This is a genomic window from Methylophilus sp. 13, from assembly GCF_015354335.1.
GTDB lineage: Bacteria > Pseudomonadota > Gammaproteobacteria > Burkholderiales > Methylophilaceae > Methylophilus > Methylophilus glucosoxydans.
The window spans coordinates 52,184-69,500 of record NZ_JADKYR010000002.1; the positions used below are offsets into that span (position 1 = coordinate 52,184).

At 47.8% G+C, this 17,317-nt stretch carries 14 protein-coding genes and 3 tRNA genes; 7 read left to right on the forward strand and 10 right to left on the reverse strand.

Annotated features, from left to right (window positions below; all coding sequences use genetic code 11):
* The first annotated feature begins 9 nt into the window (after window positions 1-9).
* The 4 genes from INP77_RS04415 to INP77_RS04430 all read left to right on the forward strand — a co-directional run bounded on the left by INP77_RS04415 (window position 10) and on the right by INP77_RS04430 (window position 4,551).
* Complete coding sequence (locus INP77_RS04415) at window positions 10-834, forward strand: ABC transporter permease (RefSeq protein WP_194747631.1); 825 nt, start codon at window positions 10-12, stop codon at window positions 832-834.
* 48 nt (window positions 835-882) lie between these two features.
* Window positions 883-1,668: an enoyl-ACP reductase gene (locus tag INP77_RS04420; protein WP_194747633.1), complete on the forward strand. Its 786-nt coding sequence runs from the start codon at window positions 883-885 to the stop codon at window positions 1,666-1,668.
* A gap of 1,191 nt (window positions 1,669-2,859) precedes the next feature.
* A complete protein-coding gene (locus INP77_RS04425) occupies window positions 2,860-3,708 on the forward strand; it encodes a hypothetical protein (protein WP_194747635.1) in 849 nt (282 codons plus the stop codon).
* A gap of 225 nt (window positions 3,709-3,933) precedes the next feature.
* Entirely contained in the window at window positions 3,934-4,551 is a 618-nt protein-coding gene (locus tag INP77_RS04430) for a cold shock and DUF1294 domain-containing protein (RefSeq protein WP_194747637.1), read from the forward strand.
* 77 nt (window positions 4,552-4,628) lie between these two features.
* On the opposite strand, the gene INP77_RS04435 is transcribed toward INP77_RS04430, so the two are convergent.
* The 10 genes from INP77_RS04435 to INP77_RS04480 form a co-directional block, all read right to left on the reverse strand.
* Window positions 4,629-6,527 carry a SurA N-terminal domain-containing protein gene (locus tag INP77_RS04435; RefSeq protein ID WP_194747639.1) on the reverse strand — a complete coding sequence of 633 codons (1,899 nt, stop codon included), beginning with the start codon at window positions 6,525-6,527 and terminating at the stop codon, window positions 4,629-4,631.
* A gap of 313 nt (window positions 6,528-6,840) precedes the next feature.
* Window positions 6,841-6,917 (reverse strand) — tRNA-Asp (locus INP77_RS04440).
* A gap of 163 nt (window positions 6,918-7,080) precedes the next feature.
* A tRNA-Val gene (locus INP77_RS04445) sits at window positions 7,081-7,156 on the reverse strand.
* A gap of 60 nt (window positions 7,157-7,216) precedes the next feature.
* Window positions 7,217-7,489, reverse strand: a complete 273-nt coding sequence (locus INP77_RS04450) for an HU family DNA-binding protein (protein ID WP_018985281.1) — start codon at window positions 7,487-7,489, stop codon at window positions 7,217-7,219.
* A 120-nt stretch (window positions 7,490-7,609) separates the two neighbouring features.
* Entirely contained in the window at window positions 7,610-10,042 is a 2,433-nt protein-coding gene (gene lon, locus INP77_RS04455; RefSeq protein ID WP_194747641.1) for an endopeptidase La, read from the reverse strand.
* Window positions 10,043-10,178: 136 nt separating this feature from the next.
* On the reverse strand, window positions 10,179-11,468 hold the full coding sequence (gene clpX, locus INP77_RS04460; RefSeq protein WP_194747643.1) for an ATP-dependent Clp protease ATP-binding subunit ClpX: 1,290 nt from the start codon (window positions 11,466-11,468) through the stop codon (window positions 10,179-10,181).
* Window positions 11,469-11,495: 27 nt separating this feature from the next.
* Entirely contained in the window at window positions 11,496-12,143 is a 648-nt protein-coding gene (clpP, locus tag INP77_RS04465) for an ATP-dependent Clp endopeptidase proteolytic subunit ClpP (protein ID WP_275355305.1), read from the reverse strand.
* Between the two features lie 3 nt (window positions 12,144-12,146).
* Window positions 12,147-13,457: a trigger factor gene (gene tig, locus INP77_RS04470; protein ID WP_194747645.1), complete on the reverse strand. Its 1,311-nt coding sequence runs from the start codon at window positions 13,455-13,457 to the stop codon at window positions 12,147-12,149.
* A gap of 335 nt (window positions 13,458-13,792) precedes the next feature.
* Window positions 13,793-14,167 (reverse strand): RidA family protein, encoded by a 375-nt coding sequence (locus INP77_RS04475; protein WP_194747647.1) that lies wholly within the window; start codon window positions 14,165-14,167, stop codon window positions 13,793-13,795.
* Between the two features lie 159 nt (window positions 14,168-14,326).
* Window positions 14,327-14,411: transfer RNA gene (locus tag INP77_RS04480), tRNA-Leu, on the reverse strand.
* A gap of 145 nt (window positions 14,412-14,556) precedes the next feature.
* Here INP77_RS04480 and INP77_RS04485 point away from each other — a divergent pair.
* From INP77_RS04485 to INP77_RS04495, 3 genes are read left to right on the forward strand one after another with little or no spacing between them, the layout of a single operon-like run.
* Window positions 14,557-14,793, forward strand: coding sequence for a hypothetical protein (locus tag INP77_RS04485; protein ID WP_194747649.1), 237 nt, complete (start codon window positions 14,557-14,559; stop codon window positions 14,791-14,793).
* A gap of 42 nt (window positions 14,794-14,835) precedes the next feature.
* Complete coding sequence (locus tag INP77_RS04490) at window positions 14,836-16,254, forward strand: TolC family protein (RefSeq protein ID WP_194747651.1); 1,419 nt, start codon at window positions 14,836-14,838, stop codon at window positions 16,252-16,254.
* The gene (locus INP77_RS04495) at window positions 16,251-17,315 is read left to right on the forward strand and encodes an efflux RND transporter periplasmic adaptor subunit (RefSeq protein ID WP_194747653.1); all 1,065 of its coding nucleotides are present in this window, start codon (window positions 16,251-16,253) and stop codon (window positions 17,313-17,315) included. The genes INP77_RS04490 and INP77_RS04495 overlap by 4 nt, the downstream gene beginning before the upstream one ends.
* The last annotated feature ends 2 nt before the right edge of the window (window positions 17,316-17,317 follow it).

The following is a 17,317-nucleotide window of genomic DNA, read 5'->3' on the forward strand; positions in this document are numbered from 1 at the left end:
TATCCAGACATGAAAAAAGTCCTGCAAAATCCCTTAGCCCTAACCGGGTTGATCATTATCAGCATCATCTTGCTGCTGGCGCTACTTGCGCCCTGGATTGCCCCTTATGACCCGGATGCGATCCAGGTCAAGCAGATTCTGGTGGGGCCTTCGGGCCAGCACTGGATGGGCACCGATGGTCTGGGGCGGGATGTCTGGAGCCGGATGCTGTTTGGCGGCCGCGTCTCGCTATTGGTAGGCCTGGTCGCGGTGGGGATTTCGACTGCCATCGGGGTCGTGCTCGGTGCTTTAGCTGGCTACTATCGTGGTTGGGTAGATACGCTGATCATGCGACTGGTTGATTTGATGTTGTCTATTCCCAGTTTTTTCTTGATTTTAGCCGTGATTGCCTTTTTAAGTCCTTCGATCACCAACGTCATGGTGGTCATCGGCCTCACCTCCTGGATGGGCGTCACGCGGCTGGTGCGCGCTGAATTCCTGAGTCTGACACAACGTGAATTTGTCACCGCTTCCACGGCGCTTGGTGCTCTGGACAGTCGCATTATTTTCAAGCATTGCCTGCCTAACAGCCTCACCCCTATTCTAGTCAGTGTCGTGCTGGGCATCGCCAGCGCCGTGCTCCTTGAGTCTGGCCTCAGCTTTTTAGGTCTGGGCGTGCAACCGCCGCAAGCCTCCTGGGGCAACATCCTCACCGATGGTAAAGAGTATATCCAGTTTGCCTGGTGGTTATCCGTGTTTCCCGGACTTGCCATTTTAATCACGGTGTTAGGGTATAATCTGCTCGGCGAAGGACTGCGGGATGTGTTCGACCCACGTTCCAACACAGTACGCTAACCCTTCAATCAACTGACCAAACGAACTAACAACCACACAGGAACAAGCATGGCATTTCTTGCTGGAAAAAAAATCCTGATTGCCGGTTTGCTGAGCAACCGTTCAATCGCTTATGGCATCGCAGCCGCAATGAAACGTGAAGGTGCCGAACTGGCATTTACCTATCAAGTCGACAAGCACGAAAAGCGTGTACGTGACCTGGCCGCAGACTTTGAATCCGAGATCGTTCTCCCCTGTGACGTTGCTGAAGATGCACAAATCGACAACCTGTTTGTAGAGCTGGCTAAAGTCTGGGATGGCCTGGATAGCCTGGTGCACTCGATTGCTTTCGTCCCTAAAGTCGCTCTTGATGGTGACTACCTCGAAAGAATCGACCGCGAATATTTCCGCATTGCACACGATATCAGCTCCTACAGCTTCTCTGCGATGGCCAAAGCAGCCTACCCGATGATGCAAGGCCGCAATGGCAGCCTGTTGACCATCAGCTACCTGGGCGCAGAACGCACCATGCCTAACTACAACGTCATGGGCGTAGCCAAAGCCAGCCTCGAAGCCAACGTGCGTTACCTGGCACAAAGCCTGGGCCCACGTGGCATCCGTGTTAACGCTGTCTCAGCCGGCCCAATCAAAACGCTGGCTGCCTCTGGCATCGCTGACTTTGACAAAATGATCGGTTTTAACGAAAAACACGCCGCCTTGCGCCGTAACGTGACCATCGACGAAGTTGGCAATGTCGCCGCCTTCCTGACCAGCGACCTCGCCTCTGGTGTGACTGGTGAAATCACTTATGTAGATGGTGGCATGAATATTACTGCTGCCGGTCAAATTGACTAAAGCTGACCACTAGCAAAACAAAACGCCTGAGCTGTAAAAAGCCAGGCGTTTTTTATGGCTAAACGCCGAATACTTGCACTGTTTAACAACAATGCGCTAAATTGCCCAGTATCTCAAAGCAATCAAAAAAATTAATAAAGGTGCACTAAAATTTAACTCCCATTTAATTATGGTGCACTAAAAATATATAATATATTGTATTTTAATAATAATTTATTTTTTAATATTTATAGACCCTATTCAAAATAAAATTTTTGGTTCGTTTTTGGAGTCTAATCAACGTTAGATTTTGACAGCTCTTCGGACGAAGAAAAAAAGCGGGTGTATAAACTCTGGAAAAGCTGGTAAAAAACGAAGGACGAAGTATGCGTCGTCGCATAACTGAGTTGATGCGAACGCCGCATTTTAGCTCTTGGTACGTGACGCTTCCTTGTAGTTGAATGGCCAGCTGGAATAGGTGAGGAGTGATGAAGATCACAGTATTGCAAAAAGAGATTGTTTCACTAAGAGGCGCAGCAACAAAATCTAACGTCTCGTTTGAGCATACATCGTTTCCGTTGCTCACGACTCCGGCCACTTGCGCGGGTGCGGTCAATCACGAACCCCAATTGACCACTTCATCCCGCGCTGCGGGGTGGTGCTCAACTATGTAAGTTAGGTTCTCGATGATTATTGTAAAAGCACTACTCATTTTGGTCTTAACGCTCTTTTGGGCAGTTATTTCGTTGGTGGTACTACACTCTCCTTCAAGCCCATACACTCCTATAGCACTTGTATCTCTAATTTACATTCTGCTCGTTTACTTGATTTGGCCACTCGGCACTACTTACTCAGAAGTAGCATTCAATAGGTTTTATATTGTGTTTGGTATAGCCACTCTCTTGCTTGCTAGCGATGTTTTATTAAACAACCAGTGCCCATCATTTCCATTCTCTTCTGTAACTGCTATTCCTAAATCTCAGGGCTTAGCAGCAGATTTATTGTTTACCTGTATTTATCTTGGCAAAGTACCAACAACATTATTACTTTGTTTGTTTAGTGGGTGGCTTATATATCTAGGCCACACAAAAAAACCTAACCCATCACTCAAGCGGGACTGGTGATAAGATTCTTTTATGAGAAAATTATTAATAACGAGGGTTGAGCCACTAGTCTCTCCAGCCCTTACTTCAAACTTTAGAGAGTGAGTAAATGATCAAGTGGATTGGAAGCATTCTAATTAACTTTGCGGTCATCTTTCCACTCGTATGCGGAGCAGATACGTCCATAGTCGGTACGTGGGTTTTGACTTACGTAGCGCCGCAGGACGTGGAAAATACCATACCAGGCGGTATTACAAATACAAAAATGTACTTCACACACGATGGAAAGCTATTCTCTTTGAGGCCTGATGCAATATCGATTGCGAATTTCACCCCAACTGATTACACCTTCGACGGAAAGCAGTTGAAGGTAACCTTCCCGGGTGGGCAAGCGCGAGTCATGACTGTGACATTTCCTGATACTGAGACTATGATCATCACCCAAAAATATGAAAGCCAACGTACCTTCAAGCGCATCATAGGTTTTGACAAAAAGCTTGAACCAATGAGTTTACAACTGGTAAATGATAATTCGAGTAGTCCCGCAGCAACGGCATACGATGTCAGAGACTATTCAAAGTTGCCAACTATTGAACGGTTGCAAGGGGTCTGGGAAGTCATCGCTTACGAGAATGTCCTGCGTAACCAAGCTCCACCATACGGTTTTTTTAATGACATATGGACCATCAAAAAAGAAGCAGTTTCTATCTCACGTCGAGCGCCGCCGACAAGCGATTCACTACCGCTCACTTTCGTAGACGGACTACTCACCAGCAGTGGTATTGGCCTCGGCGGTCCAGTCGGATCGAAGCTACTCTGGAATGCTTCGTTCAACGAGTGGGGTAATCTTGTTCTTGATAGCACTTACTGCCGACTAATTCTTAAACTAGTTTCAAAAGACACTACTAATGTACCGGCCGTTCCGCTGAAAATAGTTTTGCTAAGTGTAAAGCAGTGAACAAGGGTTGCGCTCTCTAACCCGCTGCTCCTGAGGGACGCTACGCCGATCAGCCGGCTTCGCGCCCCTTACCTCAAACGTTAGCGGGTTATGAGAACGCTCGCAAAAGCTGCAGCCATTCTCGTCTCCTTATCTTTAGTAGATTATCAAAGAATTGCAGAGTTCATGCGCTATGAAGGCGAAACCTAGCGAGTCATATCAAACGGACTCTAACAAAGATGAATTATGAAATGCACTCGTTATCAAGGCAGAGTTACCACCTGGAAAGACGAACAAGGGTTTGGCTTTATCACGCCCAATAGTAACGGAAAGCAAGTGTTTGTTCATATCACTGCATTTTCAAACCGGCGGCGACGGCCGATTGGCAACGAGATTGTGAGTTATGAAGTCAGTAAAGATGCGAGTGGGAAATTAAAAGCCGAGCGTGTTCAATACATTGATGCACCATCGCGATCAAAGGATGGGCAGTTTCTATTGCTATTTGCCATCATTTTTCTTGTTTGCATGGCAATATCCGTTTTCGCCGGAAAACTGCCATTATGGGTGTTAGGGATCTATTTGCTGATGAGCAGTTGCACACTCATTGCTTACAAGCTGGATAAAAGTGCTGCAAGGCAGAACAATAGACGTACCCCTGAAAAAACCTTGCATCTATTGGCATTAATCGGTGGCTGGCCTGGGGCCATTATTGGGCAGAAACTGTTTCGCCACAAATCAAAGAAGCTTTCTTTTCAAGTGATTTTTTGGGCAACTATTATTCTGAACTGCGCGACATTAGCGTGGCTGCTTTCCATAGATGGATTTGCTTTTACAGAGCGCGTGATTGGCGCATTTTTAAATTAGCCAGGTGTATCAATTACAGAGTGACATCAAATAAAAAAGGAGGGCTATGCCCTCCTTTTTTCACTTCAGTTCGCTAATTATTCGTTACCTTTAGATAACAACACTTTGGCATTGAACTGAATATCTTTCTTGGCTTTGAGCGAAGCGACATAAGCATGTGACATCTCTGCCCCCAGTGCCATCTGATACACTTTAAAGGCTCTGTCCGCCACATCTGGCTGGTCTTTGAGCTTCTGGTTCACCGCAATCACTTTAATCACGGTATAGCCTTTGTTGGCCTCGTTAAAGCCATAGTACGCTGGCAGTGTATGTGTGTTGACCTTGAACACATTTCTCATCACACCATCGCTCAAGCCCTGCGCATTTCTGCGATCAACCGTCACGGGCGTAATCCAGTCTGCATTGCTTGCTTTACCGGCCTTTAGCTCAGCCAACAAGGCCTCGCCTTTTTGCTGCACCAATTTATCTGCGGCTTCAGCTTTGAGCAAGCCTTCAATACCGGCTTTAACTTCATCAAAGCTACGAGGCGCTTCTGGGCTGTACTCAACCACGCGTGCAGACACCAGGTTATTCGGTGATACCTCAACGGCTTCGGTATTGCGTTTATCTTTAAGCACGTCATCGGAGAACACCAAGGAAGCAAAACGATCGCTTTTGAAGAACTTGGCGACTTCATCTTTGCTCATGGCTGGAGAAGACTGCAATTGCAGGTTAAATTTCTTGACCGCTGGCTCCAGGCTGCCGGATTGCTCATACACAGTATTGCCAAAATCATCGGCCAATTCTGCATATTTAGCTTGTGCTTTCTGGAACAGCAATTCGGCTTTAATTTTGAGCTTCATCGAATCAAAATCAGAAGACTCGCCTGTAATGCCTGTCAGCTTGATGATATGGTAGCCGAACTCAGATTCCACCAAATCGCTGATATCGCCAACTTTCATCGAGAAAGCTGCATCCTCAAAAGGCTTGACCATCGCACCACGGCCAAAACTGCCTAAATCGCCGCCCTTGCCTGCTGAGCCTGTGTCTTGGGAGAACTCAATTGCCAGCTTTTCAAAACTCTTAGGATTGGCCTTGACTTGCTTGAGAATGGACTCTGCCTTTTCTTTGGCAGCGGCTTTTTCAGCAGGTGTGGCAGTGCTATTAAAACCGATCAAAATATGGCTGGCCTGACGTTGTTCATTGCCCTGAAATTTAGCCGCATTTTCATCATAGTATTGCTTAACTTCTTGGTCAGTCACGCTGACTTGGCCCATCAAGCCTGCAGCAGAGAGCAAAGCAAACTGTAACTTCACCTTGGCTGGTGCAATGAATTTAGTTTTATGCTGGTTGTAATACGCTTGTACCTGCTCAGGCGTCACCGTCACCTGATTCATAAAGTCAGCTACTTTAATATCGGTCACGCTGACTTCACGCTGTTCAAACTCGGACATCAGCGATTGCTCAGCGACTTTTTTCGGCATAAAGACCAGATTGCTCAGGCCTTCTCTTACCTGCTGGACCGCGAGGTCTTTGCGTATGCTCTGCTCAAATTTGGCTGGTGTCAGCTTGTTTTGTGTCAGCAACTGGTTGTAGGTTTCCTCAGAAAACTTACCGTTGCTTTGAAACTCCGGCATGCCAAGAATATGCTGGCTGAGTTGCTCGTCACTGATTTTAAAGCGGTAATCATGAATCGCACCCTCAATCAGCCGACGTGTAATGATGCCTTCCAGCACAGATTGCTTGAAAGCCGGGCTTTCGAGCAAAGCCGTATCGACTTTTTGTCCCTGGGACTGCATATAGTTACGCGCATTTTCCACGGCGTTAGAATATTCCTGCAGGGATATCTTCTGGCCATCAACTTTGGCCACTGCAACCTGCCCACCCGCCTGATTCAAATAGGAGTCGATGCCAAACAATGCAAACGGCACCACAATCAGTGCCAGAATGATTTTTGCCATCCATCCTTGTGTATGTTTTCTAAGTGCTTCCAACATTTTATCGTTTCCATTACCTGATTTTTTGCAACAGCAAACTATACCATAAAGCGATTAAAACCGCCTGAGTGCAACACCCTTCAGGCATTACACCCAAAGATTTGATCCAAAAATAAACCGTACGTTAGCCAATGCACTCGATCAAATAAGCGCTGGAGGTCTGAGAGATTAAAACGAATGGGAAAGAACAGCAGTCGATACTGACAAACATACAAGATAAACCTGATTCCAAATTTGGAATATCAAGTGAACAAATGAGAAGTGTTTTAATCGAATAAAAAGAAAAAAGCCCTGAATAATCAGGGCTTTTATTTGGCGGAGCGGACGGGGCTCGAACCCGCGACCCCCGGCGTGACAGGCCGGTATTCTAACCAACTGAACTACCGCTCCCGGTAATCGTTAAGCTGAAATTATAACATTGTTTTTTATAAAATCAACTAATTTTTTTAATTACTTATTCGGTACTTAGCATTGCTAATTAAAGTAACTTCTTAAGTACCGTGTCACTCAAAAAATTAAGAGCGCAAACTTCGCACTCTTAATTTAAATTGTTTGGTGGGTGCTAACGGGGTCGAACCGCTGACATTCGCCTTGTAAGGGCGACGCTCTACCAACTGAGCTAAGCACCCGTAACAACCACTGGTGTTGCTACTGCAGTTAAGCAACAAACGCTGCTCAACCAAAGAATGCTAGTTTACAGCATCTTTAAGGCCTTTACCAGCCCTAAATTTAGGAGATTTAGCAGCTTTGATGTTAATTGTTGCGCCGGTACGAGGATTACGGCCAGAACGGGCAGAACGCTCACCTACATAGAATGTACCAAAACCAATCAAGGTCACCATATCACCTTTTTTCAATGCACCGGAAATAGCCTCAGTTGTTGCATCCAGAGCACGAGCCGCAGCGGCTTTAGAAATACCAGCAGCACTTGCAATATGATCTATCAATTCTGATTTATTCACGTGTTTCCCCTAATAACTAGTTAAAAAGACAGGTACATCCTGTACCGTCTTTATATCAAGCCGCAAAACGAGCTGTCAAGCGGTATTCCGGCCTTTTGACAATAATTCGCATCAATTTTACTAATGCGTGACAGCTTGCTCGGCATTCCCTTCGCCAGCGGCAACAATCTCGACTGCAGGCGCTTCCACAGCCAAAGGTTGCGGTGCTCTTTCCAGCGCAAGATCCAGCACCTGATCTATCCACTTCACGCAATGAATGTCGAGATCCTTTTTGATGTTGGCAGGGATTTCAACCAGGTCTTTTTCATTGGCGGAAGGAATCAATACCGTTTTAATCCCTCCACGGTGAGCGGCAAGCAATTTCTCTTTCAAGCCGCCAATCGCCAGCACTTCCCCACGCAAGGTGATCTCGCCTGTCATCGCCACGTCTGCTCGGGCTGGAATGCCCGTCAGCACAGACACAAAGGCAGTGGTTAAGGCAATACCCGCACTTGGACCATCTTTAGGCGTCGCACCTTCTGGCAAGTGGATATGAATATCCTTCTTCTCGTAAAAGTCGGTCGGAATACCCAATCCTTCTGAACGGCTACGTACCACACTCATGGCCGCAGTGACAGACTCTTGCATCACATCGCCTAACTTACCTGTGGTGATCGTTTTACCCTTACCAGGCAAAGTCACCGCCTCAATGGTCAGCAATTCACCGCCTACCGAGGTCCATGCCAAGCCTGTCACCTGCCCTACCTGGTTATCTTTAGCGGCAACACCAAAGTCATAGCGCTTGACGCCCAGATATTGTTCAATATTCTTGCTGGTGATGTTAATCTTTTTAACGGTTTTGGTTTTGCCTTTGGCCAGCAATTGCTCTTTGACTGCTTTACGGCAGACCTTGGCAATTTCCTGCTCCAGGCGACGCACCCCCGCTTCACGGGTGTAGTAACGCACGATATCGCGCAACACACTTTCCGCCACCGAAATATCGGTAGACTTCAAGCCATGGGCTTTAAGCTGCTTGGGTAACAAGTAGCGTTGCGCAATATTGATCTTCTCATCTTCGGTATAGCCTGACAGACGAATAATCTCCATCCGGTCCAGTAACGGCTCGGGGATATTCATACTGTTAGCCGTCGCGACGAACATGACGTCACTCAGGTCATAATCAACCTCGACATAGTGGTCAGCAAAGGTATGGTTTTGCTCTGGATCCAACACCTCCAGCAAGGCGGAAGACGGATCACCACGCATGTCCTGGCCCATTTTGTCGACTTCATCAAGCAGGAACAACGGGTTTTTCACACCGACTTTCGTCATGCTTTGCAGCACTTTGCCAGGCATGGAGCCAATATAAGTACGGCGATGGCCGCGAATCTCCGCCTCATCACGCACACCGCCTAAAGCCATGCGCACAAACTTACGGTTGACCGCTTTGGCGATACTCTGTCCCAGCGAGGTTTTACCCACCCCTGGAGGGCCCACCAGGCACAAAATTGGGGCTTTGAGCTTGCCAACACGCTGCTGTACTGCCAGATATTCCACAATACGCTCTTTGACTTTATCAAGACCATAGTGATCCGCATCCAGAATCGCTTCTGCTGCCTGCAAGTCTTTACTGATTTTGGTTTTCTTTTTCCATGGCAGATTTAACAGAGTATCGATGTAGTTACGTACCACAGAAGCTTCAGCTGACATCGGTGACATCAGTTTCAGCTTCTTGAACTCGGCGGTGACTTTGGCTAATGCCTCTTTAGGCATGGCTGCGTTTTTAATGCGCTGGTCCAGCTCTTCCATCTCGGCATTTTCATCCTGCTCACCGAGTTCTTTCTGGATGGCTTTCACCTGCTCATTGAGGTAGTACTCGCGCTGACTTTTTTCCATCTGCCGTTTAACACGGCCACGGATGCGTTTTTCTACCTGCAGGATGTCAATTTCAGACTCCATCAGGTAGAGCAAATGCTCCAGACGCTCAATCACGCTGAGCATCTCAAGCACTTTCTGCTTTTCTTCCAGCTTGAGCGTCAAGTGGGCTGAAATGGTATCAGCCAAACGACCAGGCTCGTTAATTGTTGCCAGTGAAGTCAGAATTTCGGGGGGGATTTTTTTATTCAGTTTAACGTATTGATCAAACTGGGTCATGACCGTACGCATCAAGGCTTCGGCCTCTTTGTCATCCTGGTCTGTTTGCTCAACTTCTTCACCCAAGGCCATAAAGCACTCGTCAGTCTCCACAAAATCGGAAACGCGTACGCGATGCAAGCCTTCTACCAGGACTTTCACTGTACCATCCGGGAGCTTGAGCATTTGCAGCACGGTCGCCAGGGTACCGATTTCATACAAATCTTCAGCCACAGGATCGTCTTTGTTGGCTGACTTTTGTGCAACCAGCAAAATCTTTTTGTCACCCTCTGAAGCGCGCTCCAACGCTTTGACCGATTTAGTCCGGCCAACAAACAATGGAATCACCAGGTGGGGATAGACGACGACATCGCGCAAAGGCAATAAAGGGATTAAAGCGTTTTCCGGTGTCTCGGAGTCAAGCAAAGTGTGTTCTGTCATAGCGTCTTTCAATAAGTGTCAAAGGAACAAGTCCTTTGCATATAGATGGGAACATTCTTTGAGAATTCAAGAGAGCAGGCATCTCATGCTATTAGATGCTATCTTGCAATAGCCGGACGGCTATTGCAAGCGGGATTTAATGTGCGTTTTCAACGCGTTTTTGTGCATCCTGATAAATCAGAATTGGTTCGGAGGTGTGTTCAATCACGCCAGCATCTACAATCACTTTAGACAAGTTTTTGAGAGATGGCAGCTCATACATCAGGTCTAGCAAAGCGTGCTCGAGAATCGAACGCAGGCCACGTGCACCGGTTTTACGTTCCAGCGCTTTTTTAGCAATCAGACGCAAGGCAGACTCTTCAAACTCCAGCTCAACGCCTTCCATTTTGAACAGCTTCATGTATTGCTTGGTCAGCGCGTTTTTGGGTTCTACCAGAATCGTCATCAGTGCAGCCTCATCAAGAGACTCAAGTGTCGCCACGACTGGCAGACGTCCAATGAACTCAGGAATCAAACCAAACTTGATCAGATCTTCCGGCTCCACTTCACGCAAAACTTCGCCAACCGCGCGCACATCTTCTTTGCTCTTCACTTCGGCACCAAAACCAATACCGCCTTTTTCTGAACGGTGACGAATGACTTTTTCCAGCCCGTCAAAAGCGCCGCCGCAGATAAACAGAATGTTAGTGGTATCCAACTGCACAAACTCCTGGTTAGGATGCTTGCGTCCACCTTGTGGCGGCACCGAGGCAATCGTGCCTTCGATCAGTTTCAACAAGGCCTGTTGCACGCCTTCACCAGACACATCACGGGTGATTGACGGGTTATCAGACTTACGGGAAATCTTGTCGACTTCATCAATATAAACAATGCCGCGCTGTGCTTTTTCTACATCGTAATCACACTTTTGCAGCAGTTTCTGCATGATGTTTTCAACATCCTCACCCACATAACCGGCTTCGGTCAGTGTGGTCGCATCCGCCATCACAAAAGGCACATCCAGCAAACGTGCCAAGGTCTGCGCCAGCAATGTTTTGCCAGAGCCGGTTGGTCCAATCAGCAAAATGTTGCTTTTTTGTACCTCAACATCATCTTTGCCAGACTGGTTGCCGTCAGACAAAGGGTTATACCCCAGACGTTTGTAGTGGTTATACACCGCAACAGACAGATTTTTTTTCGCCTGTATCTGACCAATCACATACTGATCCAAAATAGAGCAGATTTCTTGTGGCGTCGGCAATTTTTTGTCTGCGGACTTGATTTCGTTAAGGCTCTGAATTTCTTCACGAATAATGTCATTGCATAAATCAACGCATTCATCACAAATAAACACAGAGGGGCCTGCAATCAGTTTTTTCACTTCATGCTGACTTTTGCCACAAAACGAGCAATATAACAGCTTCTCGCTGTCAGATTTGTTTGCCATGCTATTCCCCTGCTAGTTACGCGCTGATTAAGCAGCGCTACGTGCGGCAATCACCTGATCTACCAAACCATAAGCTTTGGCAGCGTCAGCACTCATAAAATTGTCACGATCGGTATCGTTGGCAATGGTTTCAATACTTTGGCCAGTGTGATGGGCCATGATGCCATTGAGTTTGTCCTTCAGGTACAAAATCTCTTTGGCATGAATCTCGATGTCAGACGCCTGCCCCTGGAAGCCACCAAGCGGCTGGTGAATCATCACGCGTGAGTTAGGCAGGCAGAAACGCTTGCCTTTCGCACCAGCGGTCAGCAGGAACGCACCCATGCTGGCAGCTTGACCGATACACAGCGTGCTGACATCGGGCTTGATGAACTGCATGGTGTCATAGATAGACATCCCCGCAGTGACCGAGCCACCGGGAGAGTTAATGTAGAGAGAAATGTCCTTGTCAGGATTCTCGGCCTCGAGGAACAGCAACTGCGCCACCACCAGATTGGCGGTCATGTCATTGACCGGCCCCACCAGAAAAATGACGCGTTCTTTGAGCAGCCTGGAATAGATGTCATATGAACGCTCTCCTCGGCCACTCTGCTCAATAACCATAGGGATATATCCCAGGCCTTGTGGCTCCATACGTTGTTGCATCATGCCTTCGTTCGCGTTCATATAATTCATGGTTTAAGCACCTGCCATCATCAATTCATCAAATTTAATTTTTTTGTTTGTTACTTTGGCTTTTTCCAACACCCAGGCAACAACATTTTCTTCGGTCGCCAAGGCCGCTGGCTCATCCAGACGTTTCACATCTGCATAATACCAGTTGACCAGCTCTTCAGGTTTCTCAAAACTTTGCGCGAAAGTATCTACCATCGCACGTACCTGATCGGCATTGGCCTGCAAGTTGTTGGTGTTGACCAACTCAGTTAAAACCAAACGCAACTTGGCATTGCGCTGTGCCTGCGTTTCAAACACAGAAGGCTCCATAGGCACTTGTGCCGGATCCACACCGCGCTGACGCAGGTTTTGTGCAGCAACCTGCATCAAACGATTAGTCTCGGCCGCAATCACCGCTTTAGGCAATTCAAAGCTGCTCTCATCGACCAAGGCCTGGAAGACAGACTCTTTAACCCGTGCCTTGATACGTTTATCTACTTCTTGCTCAAGGCTTTGCTTGATTTCAGCTTTCATGGTGTCGATGTTGCCATCTTCCACCCCGAGGCTTTTCGCAAACTCAGCATCCACTTCAGGGTAGACTGGCTGCGACACAGAAACAAACTTCACCGCATAAGACACAGTTTTACCTGCCAACTGCGCCGGATTGTGATCTTCCGGATAAGTGATCTCAAATGTTTTTTCGGTACCAGCTTTGCCACCGATCAACGCATCGTCAAATTCTTTCACACGGCCTGGTTCACCGATCACAAGATCAATACCACGGTCGCCAGTACTTTCAACCTGCTCACCATCAATAGAAGCGGTCAAAGTAATGTTAATGCGGTCACCCTTTTTCGACATGCGCTTGACCGGCTCATAGCTCACGCGCTGCTTCACCAACACATCCAATGTTTTTTCCACATCGGCATCGGTCAACTCCAACGCTGGACGCTCAATTTTGACTTTGCTCAGATCGCCCAGTTTCACTTCCGGGAAAATTTCGAAAGTAGCAATGTATTCAAATTCCTCTGCAGCATCCTTAAACGGAATGTGTTCGATATTCGGGAAGCCTGCCACACGCAGCTGATTCTGCTCTACCGCTTCACCAAAGCTGGTTTCTACCGCTTTGGAGTACACTTCATCGCGGACCTGATTGCCGTAGTGCTGGTTGACCAAACCCATGGGCGCTTTGCCCGGACGGAAACCAGCAAACTTGGCGGTACGTGAAATTTGCTGTAAACGTTGTCTGATTTGCCCTTCCAGCGGTGCCAAAGGGACTTTGATTGTCATGCGACGTTCCAAGTTGCTGACTGTTTCAACAGATACTGCTGCCATGCTGAACTTCCTGTAAAAATCGTTATTTAACGATGGGTTATGTAAGTGAGCGCCATTGAATGCGCATTTAATAATGTTTTCACACAACCTGACCACACTCTAAAGGCAGAGGCCGGCGATCAAATGATGAAAAAAGAGCGTAAAAATATAACACAAGTCTGAATTGAAATAAACTTAAAGCCAGTTTAGCGCAACTGCGCACAACACATGGCTAAAGACACTGTACTTTTAAACGACAACCCCATCAAAATGCGAAATACTCACTACATGAATCGAAGATGGGGCTAAGCACTTTAATTGCAAGCCGCCTAGCTTAGCAATGTTTACTCGCCATATTAAGCAAGCGCAACAATCGTCTCAATCTCAACCAGCACATCGCGCGGCAATTTGGCCACTTGTACCGTGGAGCGTGCCGGGGTATGCGTGCCGAACACTTCGGCATACACCTGATTCATCGCCACAAAATCATCCAGATTCTTGAGAAACACGGTTGTTTTCACAACTTGCTGCAAACTGCCCCCTGCAGCCTCGATAATGGCCTGCAAATTGGATAGTACCTGACGCGTCTGGCTCTCAATATCGCCATCATTGAGCGTACCATCAGGGCGCAAGGCGATTTGGCCTGAGGTATAAAGCATATTCCCGACGACAACACCTTGTGCGTAAGGCCCGATCGCGGCTGGTGCATTCGCTGTTTGTACAATATTCATTTTTCGTTCCTTTCAGAGCGTCATTCAAAGATGACTCGCTCAAATCACTCAAGATCATTTGCTTAGGCCGGTCTATCATGACCATTGAACGGCCGCCAAAAACAACAAAGGCCTCCGCAAAGGAAGCCTTTAATTTGTATCCTCCCCCATCGGGTGAGGTGGTGCGAAAGGAGAGACTCGAACTCTCACGCCGCGAGGCGCTGGAACCTAAATCCAGTGCGTCTACCAATTTCGCCACTTTCGCATACTGCCATCGTTCGCTGACAATTCGATAGTATACCCTAATTGCATCAGCTTTCACAAACTTGCCGAGTTCAGATTGACAAGCCAGCCGTTCAACTGCAAGATGCCAGATTAATCATCATAAAAACGTTGTTATAGGACAGGATATGCATTCAGCCGAAGAAAACATGCTTAGAGCGGAACTTGAGCTCTTGATGCGAGAGCGTGAAATTTTGCTCAAAATCACCGGGGTGGCTGCCGGACTCATTGCAGAACTCAACACACCGGATTTGCCAATTCGCACGGTGGAAGCTGCTGATTTATTGGCCACGACCATTAATCAGCTGCCAGAAGACCTGTTACAAGACGCGCTGGACGCTGTTCACGCGACCATCGTCAACTAAGTTCTGGTGAAGTGCATGTCTGACATGCGGGCTTGAGATGTGATGCGTCTGCTAGCTTTTGCTTTTCCATGGTTACTGACTGCTTGCGGCACTGCTTTTCAGCCACACCCGATTCCTCAACAAGAAAACATTACCACCATCCATGAAGCGGTGCCGGATGAAGATGGCTTCAAGACGTTTGTTCTAAGCAATGCACCCCAGACCGCCTGGCCTATCCAGACCTGGGATTTGGATAGCCTGACCTTATCTGCGCTTTATTTTCATCCAGCCCTTAAAGTTGCAAAATCCGATTACGCAGTTGCGCTCGCCAGCATCACCAGTGCCGGACTCCGGCCGCAAGTCGGCTTGAACAGCCAGTTAGCGCATAGCAACCAGGCCAATGGTGACATCAGCCCCTGGGCTTATAGCCTGCAAGTGAGTATCCCGCTGATTACTGCTAACAAGCGACAAATCAGCATTGAAATCGCGCAATATCAAGCTGACATCGCCAAAATACAGATCGCGGAAACGGCGTGGATGCTCAGGCAGCAATTGAGCGTAGACTTGATTTTGCTGGCAGAGCAGCAAGCCATGCTGGCAAACTTGAGCAAATTGCAAACAGCACAGGATCAATTGCTGGATGCTTACCAGAAACGGCTGGATGTGGGAGTCGCAGGGCAATCTGACGTGCTGCCGATTCGTTTGCAGCGTGACCAGTCAGCCTGGCAGTTGCAGCAAACCAGTGTTCAAATCAAACAGACCGAGCAGAAAATCTTGCATGATGCCGGACTGACCACACAAAACAACCCGCTGTTTAAACTGGCGCCAGTCCAGCTTTCCCAAATTCTCAAGGAGCGCTTTGCGCATGCAGCGGTATATGCCGATGCGACCACCATACAACATTATGCGCTGACCAACCGCATGGACATTCAACGCGGCTTAGCACAATATGCCAAGGCTGAGTCGCAACTGAAACTGGAGATGGCCAAGCGCTACCCCAACCTCTCGCTCAGCCCCGGCATCATGTATGAATATGGCGATAAAATCTGGTCATTGGGATTGAGCACCATGCTGAACCTGCTCAACCGCAATTCGGATTTGTGGGCACAAGCCGAGCAAGTGAGACTGAATGAAGCTGCGCGATTTTATGCCTTACAGCATCAGGTGATTCAATCTTCAGAGCAGGTGCATGTCAAATACCGCGATAGCGCACGTTTGCTGGTCACATTGACACAAACCTATGAACAGCAAATGCAGAGAAAAGCCCAGCTTGCAAAACAGTGGAGACAAGGGCTGATCGACAAAGTGGAATACTTGCAAGCCGAAATTCAATTTTACAATGCGCAGCAACGGCTCATTTTGCAGCAAGCCAATGTCATGCGGGCATTGCAAGAGATTGAAAACGTAATGCAAACACCCATCGCGCTGTCACAGCGCCCGGTGGTCACCCTAAAACAACAGCAAAAGGCAACAGCCAAATGAATAAAAAAACGCTGTGGATTATTGTGGTTCAGGTTTTACTCATTGTAGTTTTGATATGGTGCGTTGCCATTGTCGGTCGCGACGAGTATGAATCCGTCCAGAATGACGGAGATGAAACCATTGAAGGCCCGTCAAGAGTAAGCGAGCAAAATGGGTTGCAAGTGGTCAAATTAAATGCAGCCACGCAAAAAAACAGTGGCATCCAGGTGCAGCCCCTGCAAGCTTACCAATACCATGGCAATATCAAGGTGCTGGGTTCGGTGATCTCGATCCAGACACTGGTGGACTACAACAGCCAGTATCAGCTACTCAAGTCACAATTAGCACTGGCTGAAAACATGTTGCCTAACCATCAACTGCAATACCAGCGTTACAAGCAACTGAACGAAGACGACAAAAATATCTCGGACAAGGCACTACAAGAGGCGCAGTCAGTGATGATTAGCGACCAGACGCATATCAAAACGACACAAGAGCAACTCAGGGCGCTCACAGACACCATCGTGGCACAATGGGGCAAACCGCTAGCCACCCTCATCACCCAGCAACCTTCGCAAGGCCCGCTCAATGACTTGATCAAGCAAAAAAAAGTACTGGTACAAGTCAGTTTTCCGTTGAATTATGAGGTACCAGCCACCGACTCCGTTGTTTATCTGACCCCGATTCAAGATGAAGTCACCCCCATCCGGGCAGAGTTTGTTTCGCAATCGATCCAAACCGATATCAGCAATATCGGAAAAACCTATTTTTACAGTGCGCCCGCCGATTATTTGCGGGTAGGCATGCGGGTCAATGTGGTTCCGGCCGAGGCCTCGTCAAAATCACTCAAGGGCGTACTGGTGCCTAACCAGGCGATTGCCTGGCACGGGGGCATCGCCTGGATTTACATCAAGACCCAGCCAGATACCTTTTTGCGCAAACCGGTGGCCTCTGATATTGAACTCGAGCACGGCTGGTTCGACACCCATTTAACGCCCGGCACAGAAGTCGTCACCCATGGTGCACAGTTGTTGTTGTCGGAAGAGTTCAAATTTCAGATCAAGAATGAAAATGAAGATTAATC

Coding starts and splice junctions, on each gene's coding strand:
- INP77_RS04415 (WP_194747631.1), top strand. CDS start 10: ATGAAAAAAGTCCTGCAAAATCCCTTAGCCCTAACCGGGTTGATCATT.
- INP77_RS04420 (WP_194747633.1), top strand. CDS start 883: ATGGCATTTCTTGCTGGAAAAAAAATCCTGATTGCCGGTTTGCTGAGC.
- INP77_RS04425 (WP_194747635.1), top strand. CDS start 2,860: ATGATCAAGTGGATTGGAAGCATTCTAATTAACTTTGCGGTCATCTTT.
- INP77_RS04430 (WP_194747637.1), top strand. CDS start 3,934: ATGAAATGCACTCGTTATCAAGGCAGAGTTACCACCTGGAAAGACGAA.
- INP77_RS04435 (WP_194747639.1), bottom strand. CDS start 6,527: ATGTTGGAAGCACTTAGAAAACATACACAAGGATGGATGGCAAAAATC.
- lon (WP_194747641.1), bottom strand. CDS start 10,042: ATGACAGAACACACTTTGCTTGACTCCGAGACACCGGAAAACGCTTTA.
- clpX (WP_194747643.1), bottom strand. CDS start 11,468: ATGGCAAACAAATCTGACAGCGAGAAGCTGTTATATTGCTCGTTTTGT.
- clpP (WP_275355305.1), bottom strand. CDS start 12,143: ATGAATTATATGAACGCGAACGAAGGCATGATGCAACAACGTATGGAG.
- tig (WP_194747645.1), bottom strand. CDS start 13,457: ATGGCAGCAGTATCTGTTGAAACAGTCAGCAACTTGGAACGTCGCATG.
- INP77_RS04475 (WP_194747647.1), bottom strand. CDS start 14,167: ATGAATATTGTACAAACAGCGAATGCACCAGCCGCGATCGGGCCTTAC.
- INP77_RS04485 (WP_194747649.1), top strand. CDS start 14,557: ATGCATTCAGCCGAAGAAAACATGCTTAGAGCGGAACTTGAGCTCTTG.
- INP77_RS04490 (WP_194747651.1), top strand. CDS start 14,836: ATGCGTCTGCTAGCTTTTGCTTTTCCATGGTTACTGACTGCTTGCGGC.
- INP77_RS04495 (WP_194747653.1), top strand. CDS start 16,251: ATGAATAAAAAAACGCTGTGGATTATTGTGGTTCAGGTTTTACTCATT.